15 protein-coding genes are annotated in these 14821 nt (G+C 74.1%); 8 read left to right on the top strand and 7 right to left on the bottom strand.

Annotated features, from left to right (window positions below):
• The first annotated feature begins 25 nt into the window (after positions 1 to 25).
• Together MY520_RS22425 and MY520_RS22430 are read left to right on the top strand one after the other, a co-directional pair.
• Positions 26 to 880: a 3-hydroxyacyl-CoA dehydrogenase family protein gene (locus MY520_RS22425; protein WP_436694785.1), complete on the top strand. Its 855-nt coding sequence runs from the start codon at positions 26 to 28 to the stop codon at positions 878 to 880.
• Positions 881 to 894: 14 nt separating this feature from the next.
• Positions 895 to 2220 (top strand): cytochrome P450, encoded by a 1326-nt coding sequence (locus MY520_RS22430; protein ID WP_436694786.1) that lies wholly within the window; start codon positions 895 to 897, stop codon positions 2218 to 2220.
• 49 nt (positions 2221 to 2269) lie between these two features.
• Here MY520_RS22430 and paaZ read toward each other — a convergent pair whose 3' ends face one another.
• The 3 genes from paaZ to paaK form a co-directional block, all read right to left on the bottom strand.
• On the bottom strand, positions 2270 to 4318 hold the full coding sequence (paaZ, locus tag MY520_RS22435) for a phenylacetic acid degradation bifunctional protein PaaZ (protein WP_436694787.1): 2049 nt from the start codon (positions 4316 to 4318) through the stop codon (positions 2270 to 2272).
• Positions 4319 to 4441: 123 nt separating this feature from the next.
• Positions 4442 to 5056, bottom strand: coding sequence for a TetR/AcrR family transcriptional regulator (locus MY520_RS22440; protein WP_436694788.1), 615 nt, complete (start codon positions 5054 to 5056; stop codon positions 4442 to 4444).
• On the bottom strand, positions 5053 to 6393 hold the full coding sequence (paaK, locus tag MY520_RS22445; protein WP_436694789.1) for a phenylacetate--CoA ligase PaaK: 1341 nt from the start codon (positions 6391 to 6393) through the stop codon (positions 5053 to 5055). Before paaK ends, MY520_RS22440 begins: the two co-directional genes overlap by 4 nt.
• 226 nt (positions 6394 to 6619) lie before the next feature.
• Between paaK and paaA the strand changes: the two genes are divergently transcribed.
• The 6 genes from paaA to MY520_RS22475 all read left to right on the top strand — a co-directional run bounded on the left by paaA (position 6620) and on the right by MY520_RS22475 (position 11387).
• The gene (gene paaA / locus MY520_RS22450; protein WP_436694790.1) at positions 6620 to 7612 is read left to right on the top strand and encodes a 1,2-phenylacetyl-CoA epoxidase subunit PaaA; all 993 of its coding nucleotides are present in this window, start codon (positions 6620 to 6622) and stop codon (positions 7610 to 7612) included.
• Entirely contained in the window at positions 7609 to 7980 is a 372-nt protein-coding gene (paaB, locus tag MY520_RS22455) for a 1,2-phenylacetyl-CoA epoxidase subunit PaaB (protein WP_436694791.1), read from the top strand. The genes paaA and paaB overlap by 4 nt, the downstream gene beginning before the upstream one ends.
• Positions 7981 to 8078: 98 nt before the next feature.
• Complete coding sequence (paaC, locus tag MY520_RS22460; RefSeq protein WP_436694792.1) at positions 8079 to 8990, top strand: 1,2-phenylacetyl-CoA epoxidase subunit PaaC; 912 nt, start codon at positions 8079 to 8081, stop codon at positions 8988 to 8990.
• Between the two features lie 38 nt (positions 8991 to 9028).
• Positions 9029 to 9523: a 1,2-phenylacetyl-CoA epoxidase subunit PaaD gene (gene paaD / locus MY520_RS22465; protein ID WP_436694793.1), complete on the top strand. Its 495-nt coding sequence runs from the start codon at positions 9029 to 9031 to the stop codon at positions 9521 to 9523.
• Entirely contained in the window at positions 9523 to 10617 is a 1095-nt protein-coding gene (gene paaE / locus MY520_RS22470) for a 1,2-phenylacetyl-CoA epoxidase subunit PaaE (RefSeq protein WP_436694794.1), read from the top strand. The genes paaD and paaE overlap by 1 nt, the downstream gene beginning before the upstream one ends.
• Entirely contained in the window at positions 10614 to 11387 is a 774-nt protein-coding gene (locus MY520_RS22475; protein WP_436694795.1) for an enoyl-CoA hydratase-related protein, read from the top strand. The genes paaE and MY520_RS22475 overlap by 4 nt, the downstream gene beginning before the upstream one ends.
• A 1-nt stretch (position 11388) precedes the next feature.
• On the opposite strand, the gene MY520_RS22480 is transcribed toward MY520_RS22475, so the two are convergent.
• From MY520_RS22480 to MY520_RS22495, 4 genes are read right to left on the bottom strand one after another with little or no spacing between them, the layout of a single operon-like run.
• Positions 11389 to 13029 carry a TIGR03086 family metal-binding protein gene (locus tag MY520_RS22480; RefSeq protein ID WP_436694796.1) on the bottom strand — a complete coding sequence of 547 codons (1641 nt, stop codon included), beginning with the start codon at positions 13027 to 13029 and terminating at the stop codon, positions 11389 to 11391.
• Between the two features lie 45 nt (positions 13030 to 13074).
• On the bottom strand, positions 13075 to 13746 hold the full coding sequence (locus tag MY520_RS22485) for a hypothetical protein (RefSeq protein ID WP_436694797.1): 672 nt from the start codon (positions 13744 to 13746) through the stop codon (positions 13075 to 13077).
• A gap of 43 nt (positions 13747 to 13789) precedes the next feature.
• Entirely contained in the window at positions 13790 to 14464 is a 675-nt protein-coding gene (locus tag MY520_RS22490; protein ID WP_436694798.1) for a hypothetical protein, read from the bottom strand.
• Positions 14461 to 14796, bottom strand: coding sequence for an antibiotic biosynthesis monooxygenase family protein (locus tag MY520_RS22495; protein ID WP_436694799.1), 336 nt, complete (start codon positions 14794 to 14796; stop codon positions 14461 to 14463). The genes MY520_RS22490 and MY520_RS22495 overlap by 4 nt, the downstream gene beginning before the upstream one ends.
• Positions 14797 to 14821 lie beyond the last annotated feature (25 nt).

The raw sequence follows: 14821 nt of genomic DNA on the forward strand, positions 1-14821 counted from the left end.
CCGACCCTGTCGCAGAGGAGCGCAGATGAGCGCCGTCCCCACCCGGGTCGCCGTGATCGGCGGCGGGCGCATGGGCGCCGGCATCGCGCAGGTCTTCCTGGCGGCCGGTGCGCAGGTCGCCGTCGTCGAGGCCGGCGGCGACGCCGCGGAGGCCGCCCGCGGGCGCGTCGCCGACGGGCTGGACGAGGCCGCCCGCCGGGGCAAGCTGGACGGGGACGCGGCCACCGCCCTGGGCCGGCTGACCCTGCTCGACTCCGCCGCGGCGCTCGACCCGTCGACCGGCCTGGTCGTGGAGGCGGTGCCCGAGCGGGCCGACCTCAAGGCCGAGGTGCTGCGCACCGCCGAGGCGGCCGTCGGCCCCGACGCCGTGCTGGCCACCAACACCAGCTCGCTGTCGGTCACCGAACTCGCCGCCGCGCTGGAGCGCCCCGCCCGCTTCCTGGGGCTGCACTTCTTCAACCCGGTGCCGGCCTCCCGGCTGGTCGAGGTCGTCGTGGCCCGCGACACCGACCCGGAACTGGTCGGGACGGCGAGCGGCTGGGTGCGGGCACTGGGCAAGACCGACGTCGTGGTGAAGGACTCCCCCGGCTTCGCCTCGTCGCGGCTCGGCGTCCTGCTGGGGCTGGAGGCGATCCGGATGCTCGAGGAGGGCGTCGCGGACGCCGAGGCGATCGACACCGCGATGGAGCTGGGCTACCGCCACCCGATGGGCCCGCTGCGCTCCACCGACCTCGTCGGCCTCGACGTCCGGCTGGCCATCGCCGAGTACCTGCACCGCACCCTCGGCGAGCGGTTCGCCCCGCCGCAGCTGCTTCGCGACAAGGTGGCCGCCGGGGACCTGGGCCGCAAGACCGGCCGCGGCTTCCACGACTACACCTGACCCGAGGAGCCGGCATGGCCGCTGCGGCGCTGGACACCGTCGCTCTCGTCGACCCGTCGACCTACGAGGGCGGGCCCCCGTTCGAGCTGCTGCGCCGGCTGCGGACAGAGACGCCGGTGACGTGGGTCGAGGAGCCCGCGTTGCACGGCCAGCCGGCCGGCCCGGGATTCTGGCTGGTGCTGCGGCACGCCGACGTCGAGCGGGTGCTCCGCGACCCCGCGACCTTCTCCTCGTGGCTGGGGGCCACCCAGATCCGGGACGCCGCGGACCTCGACTGGGTCCGCCGGATGATGCTCAACACGGACCCGCCGGACCACTCCCGGCTGCGGCGGCTGCTCACCCGGTCGTTCACCCCGCGCGCGGTCGCCGCGCTCACCGCCTCGATCGAGGCGACGGCGGAGCGGCTGGTCGACCGGATGGTGGACGGCGCGGCCGCGGGCCGGTGCGACTTCGCCAAGGACGTCGCCGCCGACCTCCCGCTGCTCACCCTCGCCGACGTGCTGGGGGTGCCGGCCGAGGACCGCTGGCTGATGTTCGACTGGTCCAACCGGGTCATCGGCTGGCAGGACCCGGACTACGCCACCTCGGCCGCGTTCGACGGCACCGGCGGGACGCCGATGGCCCGGGAGGCGGTGGCGCTGCGGCCGGCGCCGGGCCCGGACGGCCGGATGCCCGACCCCCGTACGCGGGCCGGCATGCCCGACCTCTACGCGTACGCCCGGCTGCTGGCCGAGGAGAAGCGCCGCTCCCCCGGAGCCGACGTCATGTCGATCCTGCTCGCGCAGGTGGACGAGGGCGGCGGGCGGGTCAGCGACGCCGAGTTCGAGAACATGTTCTGGCTGTTCGCCGTCGCCGGGAACGAGACGCTGCGCAACGGGCTGCCCGGCGGCCTGATCGCGCTGCTCCAGCACCCGGAGGCGCCGGCCGCGCTGCGGGCGGACCCGTCGCTGCTGCCCGGCGCGGTCGAGGAGATGCTGCGCTGGTGGACGCCGGTCATGGTGTTCCGCCGCACCGCGACCACCGACGTCGACCTCGCCGGGGTCCGCATCCGGGCCGGGGACAAGGTGGTCGTGTCCTTCACCTCGGCCAACCGCGACGAGTCGGTGTTCGCCGATCCGGACGCGTTCGACATCCGGCGCGCGCCCAACCCGCACCTCACCTTCGGGCACGGGCCGCACTTCTGCCTGGGCGCCCAGCTGGCCCGCGTGCAGATGCGCGCACTGTTCGCCGCGCTGCTGCGCCGCACCAGCGCCCTGGAGCCCGACGGGCCACCGGCCCTGCTGCGGTCGAACTTCCAGCGCGGCGTCAAGCGCCTCCCCATCCGCTGGACCGCCGCCTGACGGAGTCGTTCGGTGGCGGTTCCCGCCACCGAACGACTCCGCTCGCCGGTCAGGCGGCCGGCGGCCAGGTCTTGGCGACCATCGTCAGGACGTCGTAGGTCGCGACCGGCTTGCCCTCGGTGTCGACGACGACGGCGTCCCAGCGGACCTCGCCGTGGTCGGCGCCGCCGCGCGGGCTGATCTGCTTGGCCGTCAGCGTGACGGTCAGCTCCGCCCCCGGCTTGACCGGCGTGAGGAAGCGGAGGTTGTCGACGCCGTAGTTGGCCAGCACGGGGCCCGGGTCGGGGTCGACGAACAGCCCGGCCGCCCAGGAGACGATCAGGTACCCGTGCGCCACCCGGCCGCCGAACAGCGGGTTGGCCGCCGCGGCCTCCTCGTCCATGTGCGCGTAGAAGGTGTCGCCGGTGAACTCGGCGAAGTGCTCGATGTCCTCGAGCGTGACCGCGCGCGGGCCCGCGGTCACCGAGTCGCCGATCCGCAGCTCGGCCAGCGACTTGCGGAAGGGGTGCACGCCGTCGTCGTTCCGCCGCGAGCCGGTCACCCAGCGGCCGCCGACGGCGGTCAGCATGTCCGGCGAGGCCTGGACGGCGGTGCGCTGCATGTGGTGCAGCACGCCGCGGATGCCACCCAGCTCCTCGCCGCCGCCGGCGCGGCCGGGGCCACCGTGGACGAGCACCGGCAGCGGCGAGCCGTGCCCGGTGTTCTCCTTCGCGTCGTCGCGGTCGAGCACCAGGATGCGACCGTGGGAGTGCGCGGCGCCGAGCACGAACTCCCGGGCGACCGCCTCGTCGTGGGTGACGATCGAGCCGACGAGACTGCCCTGGCCCCGGGCGGCCAGCTCGACGGCCTGCGCGATCTCGTCGTAGGGCAGCACGGTGCTCACCGGGCCGAAGGCCTCGACGTCGTGCGGCTCGGCGGCGCCGAGGTCGTCGCAGCGCAGCAGCATCGGCGGCAGGAAGGCGCCGCGGTCGCGGTCGGCGCCGACCACCTCGAAGCGCTCCGGGTCGCCGACCACCAGCTCGGCGACGCCGCGCAGCGCCTTGAGCGACCGCAGCACCTCCTCGCGCTGGTCGAGGCCGGCCAGCGCGCCCATGGTCACGCCCTCGGCTCCCGGCGCCCCGACGACGACGCGGGACAGCCGCTCCCGGGTGGCCTCGACGACGTCGTCCACCAGCTCCCGGGGGACGAGGGCGCGGCGGATCGCGGTGCACTTCTGCCCGGCCTTGACGGTCATCTCGGTGACCAGCTGCTCGACGAAGAGCTCGAACTCCGGGGTGTCCGGGCCGGCGTCGGGGCCGAGCACCGAGCAGTTGAGCGAGTCGGCCTCGGCGTTGAACCGCACCGAGTTGGCGACGACGGCGGGGTGGCTGCGCAGCTTGCGCGCGGTGGCCGCCGAGCCGGTGAAGAAGACGAGGTCCTGCCCGGCCAGCCCGTCCAGCACGCCGGTGGCGCTGCCGGCGAGCAGCTGCACCGAGCCCTCCGGCAGCAGGCCGGACTCGATGGCCGACCGGACCACCGCCTCGGTCAGGTAGGAGGTCTGGCTGGCCGGCTTGACGATGGTGGGCACGCCGGCGAGGAAGGCCGGGGCCAGCTTCTCCAGGAAGCCCCAGACCGGGAAGTTGAAGGCGTTGATCTGCACGGCGACGCCGCGCAGCGGGGTGTAGAGGTGCTGGCCGGCGAACGTGCCGCGCTTGCCGAGCGGCTCGACCGCGCCGTCGAGGACGACGGTGTCGTCGGGCAACTCGCGGCGCGCCTTGGACGCGTACGACAGCAGCGTGCCGAAGCCGCCGTCGACGTCGACCGCGCTGTCCCGGTCGGTCGCGCCGGTGCGGCGGGACAACGCGTAGAAGTCGTCCTTGCCGGCCATCAGCCGCAGGCCGAGCTGCTTGAGCAGGCCGGCCCGCTGGTGGAAGGTCAGCTCCCGCAGCGCCGGCCCGCCGACGGTGCGCGCGTGGTCGAGCATGGCGGGCACGTCCAGGCCGGTGCTGCTGACGCGCGCCACGGTCTCGCCGGTCACCGCGTCGGCGATCGGCGTCCCGTCGTCCGGCGCGGCGTACCAGCGGCCGGCGACGTAGCTCTCGAGCAGGGGTGCGGTCACGGCGATCTCCTCTCGGGGACTCCCGGCGGCGCCGGGAGTCCGGTGGAACGGCGCACCTTCGGCGCGGAGAGTCCGGTGGAGCGGCGGCGATCCCCGCGGGGACCGCCGGTGGGGCGGCGGCGGTCAGCGGGTCGTCGTGCGGAGGCCGTCGAAGGTGATCGCGACCAGCGCGTCGGCGACGGCCGAGGCGTCCAGCCCGCGGTCGGGGCGGTACCACTCGGTCAGGGAGTTGACGGCGCCGAAGAGCAGCCGGCTGGTGACGGCGGGGTCGACGTCGGGGCGGACGTCGCCCTCCTCCTCCCCCGCGCGGACCAGGTCGGTGACGATCCGGTCGAACCGGCGACGTCGCTGCAGCGCCTCCTGCTCGACCGGGGAGTTGCCGCGCACCCGCAGCAGCAGGGTGACGAAGGGCAGCTCCGCGGTGAGCACGCGGACCGAGCCCCGGACGACGTGCTCGAGCCGGTCGATCGCCGACCCGGTGGTCGCGCCGGGCTCCTCGGTGACGGCGAACAGCGCGTCCAGGGCCCGGTCGAGGGCCAGCCGCAGCAGCTCGACCTTGCTGGACACGTGGTGGTAGATCGCCGACTTGGTGATGCCCAGCCGCGCGGCGAGCTCGTCCATGCTCGTCGCGTCGTAGCCGCGCTCGTTGAACACCTCCACGGCGACGTCGAGGAGCGAGTCCAGGGAGTGCCCGGGACGGCCCCGCCGCACGCGGGCGGGATCGGCCATCGAGGTCATGCACGCTCCCGGTGGTCGGCCAGCCGCTGCAGCTTCCCCACCGAGCGGGCGAGCGTCTCCGGATCGACGACCTGCACCTCGATGCTGGTGCCGACGATGTCCTTGACCCCCTTCGCCACCTCGCCGGCGGCGGCGGGCCGGCGCTCGGGCGGGCAGTCCGGTCGGGCCTCGATCCGGCAGATCAGGTGGTCCATCCGCCCCCGCGTGACCAGCTCCAGGGCGAAGTGCGGCGACAGGCCGGGGGTGCGCAGCACGATCTCCTCGATCTGGGTCGGGAAGAGGTTCACCCCGCGCAGGATGATCATGTCGTCGGTGCGGCCGGTGATCTTCTCCATCCGCCGCATCCCCGGCCGGGCGGTGCCCGGCAGCAGGCGCGTGAGGTCGCGGGTCCGGTAGCGGATGACCGGCATGGCCTCCTTGCTCAGCGAGGTGAACACCAGCTCGCCCTGCTCGCCCTCCGGCAGCACCTCGCCGGTCAGCGGGTCGATGACCTCGGGGTAGAAGTGGTCCTCCCAGATGTGCAGGCCGTCCTTGGTCTCCACGCACTCCTGCGCGACACCGGGGCCCATCACCTCCGACAGGCCGTAGATGTCGACGGCCTGGATGTCGAGGCGCTCCTCCATCTCCCGGCGCATCTGCTCGGTCCACGGCTCGGCGCCGAAGATGCCGACCTCCAGCGAGCTGGCCCGGGGGTCGAGGCCCTGCTTCTCGAACTCGTCGATCACGGTGAGCATGTAGGACGGCGTCACCATGATGATCCGCGGCTCGAAGTCGGTGATCAGCTGGACCTGCCGCGGCGTCATGCCGCCCGAGACGGGGATGACCGTGCAGCCGAGCTTCTCCGCGCCGTAGTGCGCGCCCAGCCCGCCGGTGAACAGGCCGTAGCCGTAGGCGTTGTGCAGCCGGTCGCCGGCGCGGCCGCCGGCCGCGCGGATGGAGCGGGCCATCACGGTGGCCCACGTGTCGATGTCCTTCTCCGTGTAGCCGACGACGGTGGGCCGGCCGGTGGTCCCGGAGGAGGCGTGCACCCGGCGCACCTGCTCCTGGGGGACGGCGAACATCCCGAACGGGTAGTTCTCGCGCAGGTCGGCCTTGCTCGTGGTGGGGAACCGCGCCAGGTCGGCGAGCTCGCGGCAGTCGTCGGGGTGCACGCCGGCAGCGTCGAAGGCCCGCCGGTAGTGCGGCACGTTCTCGTACGCGTGCCGCAGGGTCCACTGCAGCCGCTCGAGCTGCGTGGCCCGGAGCTCGTCGACGGACATGCGCTCCGCCGGGTCGAGGATGGCCGGGTCGGGCGCCGGCCCCAGGCGCCGGGTGGTCTCGCTGGTCGCAGCCGTCATGGCCGTCGCCTCCGTGGTCGCAGCGTCCTCGCGGGACGGTCGGCAGCCAGGTCTCCCCCAAATACCGACCAGATGGTCAGGTAACCAACTCCCCGCCACGGCCGCTGTCAAGCCCCGGCGGACACCCGCCCGGCCGGGGTTGTGCGACGGAGGCCGGTCGTGCACACTCATTACCGACCAAGCGGTCAGTAAATCAGCGACCGCCGTTGCCACCGAGGGGAACGAGATGTCAGCGCCCACCCTGGACCGGCGCGCGGCCGACGACGCCGCGCTGCAGGAGCACTTCGACGCCGTCATCGCCGCCGAGCACCGGATCGAGCCCCGCGACTGGATGCCCGACGGCTACCGCAAGACGCTGATCCGGCAGATCGCCCAGCACGCGCACTCGGAGATCATCGGCATGCAGCCCGAGGGCGACTGGCTGCTGGCCGCACCGAGCCTGCGGCGCAAGGCGATCCTGCTGGCCAAGGTGCAGGACGAGGCCGGCCACGGGATGTACCTGTACTCCGCCGCCGAGACCCTCGGTGCCGACCGGGCCGACCTCACCGACAAGCTCATCGAGGGCCGCCAGAAGTACAGCTCCATCTTCAACTACCCGACGCTGACCTACGCCGACGTCGGCGTCATCGGCTGGTTCGTCGACGGCGCGGCGATCTGCAACCAGGTGCCGCTGTGCCGCTCCTCCTACGGGCCCTACGCCCGGGCGATGATCCGCATCTGCAAGGAGGAGTCCTTCCACCAGCGGCAGGGCTACGAGCTGCTGATGACGATGATGCGCGGCACCGACGAGCAGCGGGCCATGGTGCAGGACGCCGTCGACCGCTGGTGGTGGCCGTCGCTGATGATGTTCGGCCCGCCGGACGACGACAGCCCGAACTCCGCGCAGTCGATGGCCTGGGGCATCAAGCGGCACAGCAACGACGAGCTGCGCCAGCGCTACGTCGACATGAGCGTCCCGCAGGCGGAGTTCCTCGGCGTCACGCTGCCCGACCCGGAGCTGCGGTTCGACCCGGCGACCGGCCACCACCGCTTCGGCGCCATCGACTGGGACGAGTTCAAGCGGGTCATCAGCGGCAACGGCCCGGCGAACGCCGAGCGCATCGCCCGCCGGCGGGCCGCCCGCGACGACAACGCCTGGGTCAGGGAAGCCGCCACCGCGTACGCCCGGAAGCACGACGGCGGGCGACCGACCACCGAGCACGAGGAGAGTGCGGCATGAGCGCCACCGACGTCACCGCCGAGGGCGGGCACGGCGCCGTCCCCACGGGGCCCGAGGTGCCGGTCGAGCCGAAGCCGGCGACCACCCGGCGGGACTGGCCGCTCTACGAGGTGTTCGTGCGCGGCAAGCGCGGCATCAACCACGTGCACGTCGGCTCGCTGCACGCCCCGGACGACGAGATGGCCGTGCACTCCGCCCGCGACCTCTACACCCGGCGCAACGAGGGCGTGAGCATCTGGGTGGTCAAGGCCGCCGACATCACCGCGTCCAGCCCCGACGAGAAGGACCCGCTGTTCGCCCCGAGCGGCGACAAGGTCTACCGCCACCCGACGTTCTACGAGATCCCCGAGAGCGTCCCGCACATGTGAAGGACCTCCTCTCCCCCCACCCGCCTCGTTCCTCGGCGGGCGGGCCCCTGAGAGGAGGCCGATGTCCGAGCACTCCGTGCCCGGAAGAGAGGGTTCCCATGGCGCACGAAGAGACCGTGTACGAGGCGCTCGACCACGCCCATGGCGGCGAGGGCCACTGGGCGTTCGGCACCGGCTTCGACGAGCCGCTGGCCGGTGTGGACACCACCGTCCCGGACGGCATCGACCCCGCCGACCTCGGCGAGTACTGCCTGATGCTGGGCGACGACGCCCTGGTCATGGCGCAGCGGCTGACCCAGTGGATCACCGCCGCGCCGGAGCTGGAGGAGGAGGTGGCGGTCGCCAACGTCGCCCTCGACCTGCTCGGCCAGGCCCGGCTGCTGCTGGCCCGCGCCGGGTCGGTGGGCGTGCTCGGCCGCTCGCGGGAGAAGGCGACCGACAGCATCCCCGACGAGGACGCCCTGGCCTACTTCCGCGATGCCGACGAGTTCCGCAACACCGACCTGGTCGAGGCGCCGAACGGGGACTTCGCCCGGACGATGGTCCGGCTCCTCGTCGCGGCCACCGTCCGGCTCGCCGTCTTCACCCGGCTGCGCGACTCGCGCGACCCGGTGCTCGCCGCGATCGCCGCCAAGGGCGTCAACGAGCTGGCCTACCACCGCGACCACGCCGCCCGCTGGGTGCTCCGCCTCGGCGACGGGACGGAGGAGTCGCACCGCCGGGCCCAGGCCGGCGCCGACGCCGTCTGGCCGCTGCTGGACGACGTCCTCACCGCGACCGACGTGGAGGTCCGGCTCACCCGGGCGGGCGTCGCCGTCGACCCCGCCGACGTCCGGGACGAGGTGACCGGCGTGCTCACCCAGGTGCTCGAGCGGGCCACGCTGCGGGTGCCCGCGTGGCCGTCCGCCGCGCCGCCCCGCGGCCGGCGCGGCGCGCACACGGCCGAGCTGACCGAGCTGCTGGCCACCCTGCAGGGCCTCGCCCGCCAGCACCCGGCCGCGACGTGGTGACGGCCCTCCAGGGCAGAGATGGCCATGTCTGCCCCTCGGTGGACGACGCCAGGGCGGTTGCCGAGACGGTCACCGACCCTGAGCTGCCGATGCTGACCCTCGCCGACCTCGGCGTCCTCCGCGACGTCCGGGTCGACGACGACGGCACCGTCGTCGTCGAGATCACCCCCACGTACTCGGGCTGCCCGGCGATGGGCACGATGCGCGCCGACCTGCTGCACGCGCTGCACCGGGCCGGGTTCGGCGACGTCGAGGTGCGCACCGTCCTCTCCCCGGCCTGGAGCACCGACTGGATCAGCGCGGAGGGACGCCGCAAGCTGGCCGCCGGCGGCATCGCGCCGCCCGGGAAGGCGCCCGTCCGTACCGCCGGCCCGGTGCCGCTGCAGCTCGGACCCTCCCGGCGCACCGCGGTCTGTCCGGTGTGCGGCTCCCCGGACACCGAGGAGGTCAGCGAGTTCAGCGCCACCGCCTGCAAGGCCCTCCGCCGCTGCCGCAGCTGCCGCGAGCCCTTCGAGCACGTCAAGGAGATCTGATGACGGCGACCACCGAGGCCCCCGTGAGCACCCGGCGTCGGCCGCAGTTCCACCCGCTGAAGGTGGCCCACGTCGAGCAGCTCACCGACGACGCCGTCGCGGTCACCTTCGACGTGCCCCCGGAGCTGGCCGAGGACTACACGTTCAAGCCGGGTCAGGCGCTGACCCTGCGCCGGGTGGACGGCGACCGCGACGAGCGCCGCTCCTACTCGATCTGCGCGCCGGTGGGCGCCGCGCCCCGGGTCGGCGTCCGGGAGGTGCCCGGCGGCTACTTCTCCTCCTACCTGGTGCACTCCGTGCGGCCCGGGGACGAGATCGAGGTGCTGCCGCCGTCGGGCACCTTCACCGCCGACCTGACGCAGCCGGCCGACCACGTCTTCGTCGTCGCCGGCTCCGGCATCACCCCCGCGCTGTCGCTGGCGGCCAGCGTGCTGCGCGACGGCGAGTCGACCGTCACCGTCTTCTACGGCAACCGGCGGACCAACACGGTGATGTTCGCCGACGAGCTCGCCGACCTGAAGGACCGCTACGGCACCCGCCTGCAGCTGGTGCACGTCCTCTCCCGCGAGCCGCGGGACGCCGAGGTGACCAGCGGCCGGCTCGACGGCGCACGGCTGCGCACGCTGGTGGACAGCCTGGTCGACGCCGAGCACGTCGACCACTGGTGGCTCTGCGGTCCGCACGGGATGGTCGGCGACGCCCGCGACCTCCTGACCGAGCTCGGCGTCCCGCCCGAGAAGGTGCACCAGGAGCTGTTCTACGTCGACGACGTCCCGCCGGAGCCGGTCCGCGGCGACGAGGAGACGGTGACCGGGCCCAGCAGCCAGGTGACGGTCGTCCTCGACGGCCGGGAGACCACCCTGGCCCTGCCCCGCGACGTGCCGGTGCTCGACTCGGCCCAGAAGGTCCGCGGCGACCTGCCCTTCGCCTGCAAGGGCGGGGTGTGCGGCACCTGCCGGGCGCGGGTCACCGAGGGCGAGGTGCAGATGCGGCGCAACTACGCCCTCGAGCCCCGGGAGGTGGAGGCGGGGTACGTGCTGACCTGCCAGACGGTGCCCCTCTCGGAGACGGTGACCGTGGACTTCGACGCGTGACCGGCGACCGGGTGCTGCAGGCCGAGGTCCGCCGCGGCGCGGCCGTCCTCACCCTGGACTCCCCCGCCAACCGCAACGCCCTGTCCCGGGCGATGCGCGCGCAGCTGCGCACCGCGCTCACCGACGCGCTCGCCGACGACGCGGTGCGGGTCGTGGTGCTCGACCACACCGGCCGGGTCTTCTGCTCGGGGATGGACCTGACCGAGGCGGCCGGCGGGTCCGCCGAGGACCAGGGGGTGAACGAGTTCCCCGAGCTGCTGGAGCTGCTCTGGACCTCCCCGAAGCCCGTCGTGGCCGCCGTCCGCGGGCCGGCCCGGGCCGGCGGGGTCGGCCTGCTGGCCGCCTGCGACGTGGTGGTCGCGGGATCCGCCGCGACGTTCGCCTTCACCGAGGTGCGCATCGGGATCGTCCCCGCGGTGATCTCCGCGGTCGTGCTGCCCCGGATGGTGCCCAACGTGGCGCACCGGCTGATGCTGACCGGCGAGGTGTTCGACACGGCGACGGCGCTGGCCGGTGGGCTGGTGGACCTCGTCGTCCCCGACGCCGACGTCGACGCCTGCCTGGCCGCCCAGGTCGACGCGCTCGGCAAGGGCGCGCCGCTCGCCCTGGCGGAGACGAAGCGGCTGCTGCGCGCCGAGCGGACCGGGACACTGGCCGAGCAGTTCCCCGAGCTGCTGGGCCTGTCGGCCCGCTTCTTCGCCGGCGAGGAGGGGCAGGAGGGCATCGCCGCGTTCCGCGAGAAGCGGCCGGCCCGCTGGGTGCCGGCCTGAGTCAGGCCGGAGCGCGCCCCAGGAACGCCGCCAGCCGGGCGTAGTCCGCGGCCCCCGGCGCGGCCGGCACCGGGTCGGCGACGGCCGCCCCCCGCAGCGCGGCGGGCACCAGCCGCTCGGCGATCCGGAGGGCGGCGGTCGCGAGCCGGTCGTCGAGCGGCTCCGGGGAGCCGGTGCCGACGACGAGGTCGTGGGTGTGCGCGACCAGCTCGAGGACGAACCCGGACAGGGCGACGGGGCCGGGCACCAGCCCCCAGGGCGCCGGCACGTCGGCCGGTGCGGTGTCCCGGCTCCACGCGTGCCGGGCCTTGGCGGTGGCCGCCTCGAACCGGGACGCCCAGCGGCCGCGGGTGTCGACGGCGAGGACCTGCGGCACGGACGAGGCCGGCTGTCCCCCGGCGACCCGCTCGGCCCGCTGGACCGTCGCCAGCAGGTGCCCGAGCAGCGCCTGCACGTTCCACTCGGCGCACGGCGTCGGGAGCGCGAACTGCTCGCGGCCGACCCGCGCGACCACCCGCTCCGCCTGCTCGAGCGCGGCGGTGAACAGCTCGCGGACGTCCTCGACCGGCTCCGGCACGGCCTGCGGCAGCCGCGGCGGCGCGAGGCGGAAGAGTCGCCGGGTGTTGTCCTCCAGCAGGGCGCGGAGGGTCTCCGGCGGCAGCTGCCGGGCCAGGGTCAGCAGGCTCTCGTTGTAGTTCTCCGTCATCTCGAGGTTCGGCGGCGAGCGGACGAAGTGCACCGGCCCGTCCGTCGCGGCGTCGGACCCGAACAGGACCCGGTCGGCACCGACCTCGTCGATGAGACGGCGGACCTCCGCCGAGCGGCACCACGAGGTCTCGAGGTGGAGGTTCGCCAGCTCCTGGGCGTGCCGCGCCGCCCGCCGTCGGCCCTCCGGGTGGCCGAGGAACGTGTGGTAGAGGACGAACGGCACCTGGGGGAACCGTTCGGCGAGCCGGCGCACGAGGTCGGGGTCCGAGGGGCCCGGCGCGGTGTGCACCGTCACCGGCACCCCGGCCTCGGCCGCCACCTGCAGGAAGGGGTCGAGGCCGGGGGTGTCGGCGGGGTACCCGTCGTACGTCGGGTGCAGCTTCAGCCCCACCGCACCCTCGGCCAGCCGGCGGCGGACGTCGTCGGGCTCCGGGCCGCCCGGGCTGACCCACACCAGCTTCGTCAGCCAGCCGACCCCCTCGGTCACCCGGTCGACGAAGGCGTTGTCCTGCCACGACACCAGCCCGTGGGTCATGCCTCCCGACGCCAGGGCGATCCGCAGGCTCTCGAAACCCAGCTCGTCGAGGCCGGGCGTGCGCGCGTGCACGTGGGCGTCGACCGGGTCCAGCCCGATCCAGAGCCGGTAGTTGGCTCCACCGTTGTTGTCCCAGTCGTCGTCGGCGGCGGCGATCGCGAAGTCCAGCAGGGTGTGGCCGTCGGCCTCGGGGATGTCGGCGGCCCAGCTGCCGTCGCCGTCGCGCTCCAGGGGGACGTGCCGGAACGGCGGCGGCGCTCCGTCGAAGGCCAGGTGCAGGTGCAGCGGACGGTCGGCCGCGGCGAGAGGCCCGCGGTAGCGCACCCGTCCGGCCGGGGCCCGCTCGCCCACGGGCGACACCCACTCCACCGGCAGGGGGGCGGGCGACGGGCTGGGCATGCGGGGTCTCCTCGGGGGTCGGAGGTGGACGGCGTCGGCCCGGAGCTAGAGCGTCAGCGTCCACCCGTCCCCGTCGGCGTCGTCCCAGGTCTCGGCGTCCTCCTCCGGTCGCGGGCTGCCGGCGCACACGAGGTGGACGACGTAGCGCAGTTCGAAGCCCCGGGGACCGAACACCAGCCCCCGGAACACGTGCGGCAGCGGCTGCGCCCGCACGAACTCCGCGATCGACGCCGGCTCGGGCAGCGCGCCGGCGCCGGCGTCCTCGAACGGCAGGCCGTCCATGGCCGCCGACGTGTAGTTGGGCGCCGCCGGCTCGGGGGCCCCCGGGGACACGCCCCAGCCGATCCCGACGTGGGTCCACCGGCCGGTGTCGTCCTGGTAGCTGACCTCGCGGGCGACGATCTCCTCGGTGACCACCGGCGAGGTGCTCCGTTCGGTGCCGTGGACGACGAAGAAGAAGTGGTGGAGGGCGTACCCGGCGGCGCTCCCGTCGACCCGGCGCGGCACCTCGATGACGGCGGTGCGCAGGCCGGGTGTGGAGTCGGCCGGGGTCAGCACCCGGGAGTCGCCGGCCTCCCAGTCCGGCTCCCCGCCCAGCGGCGTCCAGGCGTAGTGGAGCTCCACCATCTCGATGCCGGGAGCGGGGTCGACCCAGGTCTTGCGCAGGCCGAAGAAGTCCGCGGCCTCGGCCGCGACGGCGGCGGACAGGTGGCTCACGGGCACCTCGCGTCCAGAGCGTCCAGGGGTCGACCGGGCAGGGTCACAGGTGGTGCACCCACCAGTTGCCGCCGGGAGCGGCCCGGCCGTCCGGGCCGAGCCAGAACTCGTCCTTCTCCTCGGGCGGGTACATCCGGCCGACGTGGTACTGCTGGACCAGCGTCGCCCCGCGCGGGCCGTACATGCGCGCCTGCCACCGGTGCGGTCGCTCGAGCCCCCGCAGCATGTGGAACTTCTCGTGGTGGAACCGCTCCTTGTCCCAGTACGAGTAGTACTTCGTCGACCGGAACTCCGACCCGCCCGGGAACCGCGGGTCCTCCATGGGGCTGTAGACCGGCGCGCTCCAGTCCCCCACCGACCAGTAGATGCAGATGTTGGTCGCCCAGCCCTGCTCGTCGACGTACTCCAGGTCGCGGTAGACGATGTCCTCGCTGAACAGGTCGGTGGTCCACCGGTGCCCGTCCTGGAAGACCTCGAAGTAGTAGTGGAAGCGGTACTCGGGCGTCGCCCACCCGTTCTCCATGTCCCAGACGTCGCGCGGCATGCGCAGCACCTTCAGCCGGGTGCGCGGGGAGCCGCCGCGGTCCTCCAGGACCCGCGACTCGTGCCCCCAGGACCAGTCCGGCCACTGACCGGGGGGCGTGGTCACGTAGTGGATGACGACCTGCTCGACGCCGTCCTCCTGGTCGGTCCAGCCCTTCGGGTAGTACCAGCTCATCGCCGCGCTCCCTCGCCGGCTCCCGTCCAGCCGGAGCCGCCGTCGCCGCTGCCGATCACCTCGTAGGTGCGGACGCTCGGCGTCCCCATCAGCAGTTCGGGCAGCGCCCGGTAGAACTCCCGGGTGACCTCCTGGTCGAGGTAGCGCTGCATGTCCTCGGCGCTCCGCCAGCTCGACACGGCGAGCACCTGGTCCCCGCTGCGCAGCGCCTGGGCGAACAGCGCCCCCTGCGCGGAGGTGACGACGCTCTCGTTCTGCCGGAGCAGGAGGTCGGCCAGCCGGTCGATGCTGCCCGGACGCGCCTTCGCCTCGAGGATCCGGAAGACGGCCATGACGCCCCCTGCTCGACCGAGCGGC

Source organism: Geodermatophilus sp. CPCC 205506 (assembly GCF_051383635.1).
Lineage (GTDB): Bacteria > Actinomycetota > Actinomycetes > Mycobacteriales > Geodermatophilaceae > Geodermatophilus.

Bases quoted from the DNA above. Each gene is read 5' to 3' on its own strand.
- MY520_RS22495 (WP_436694799.1), bottom strand. From the start codon at position 14,796: ATGGCCGTCTTCCGGATCCTCGAGGCGAAGGCGCGTCCGGGCAGCATC.
- paaK (WP_436694789.1), bottom strand. From the start codon at position 6,393: ATGACGGCTGCGACCAGCGAGACCACCCGGCGCCTGGGGCCGGCGCCC.
- paaE (WP_436694794.1), top strand. From the start codon at position 9,523: ATGACGGCGACCACCGAGGCCCCCGTGAGCACCCGGCGTCGGCCGCAG.
- MY520_RS22490 (WP_436694798.1), bottom strand. From the start codon at position 14,464: ATGAGCTGGTACTACCCGAAGGGCTGGACCGACCAGGAGGACGGCGTC.
- paaA (WP_436694790.1), top strand. From the start codon at position 6,620: ATGTCAGCGCCCACCCTGGACCGGCGCGCGGCCGACGACGCCGCGCTG.
- MY520_RS22430 (WP_436694786.1), top strand. From the start codon at position 895: ATGGCCGCTGCGGCGCTGGACACCGTCGCTCTCGTCGACCCGTCGACC.
- paaB (WP_436694791.1), top strand. From the start codon at position 7,609: ATGAGCGCCACCGACGTCACCGCCGAGGGCGGGCACGGCGCCGTCCCC.
- MY520_RS22480 (WP_436694796.1), bottom strand. From the start codon at position 13,029: ATGCCCAGCCCGTCGCCCGCCCCCCTGCCGGTGGAGTGGGTGTCGCCC.
- MY520_RS22425 (WP_436694785.1), top strand. From the start codon at position 26: ATGAGCGCCGTCCCCACCCGGGTCGCCGTGATCGGCGGCGGGCGCATG.
- paaC (WP_436694792.1), top strand. From the start codon at position 8,079: ATGGCGCACGAAGAGACCGTGTACGAGGCGCTCGACCACGCCCATGGC.
- MY520_RS22440 (WP_436694788.1), bottom strand. From the start codon at position 5,056: ATGACCTCGATGGCCGATCCCGCCCGCGTGCGGCGGGGCCGTCCCGGG.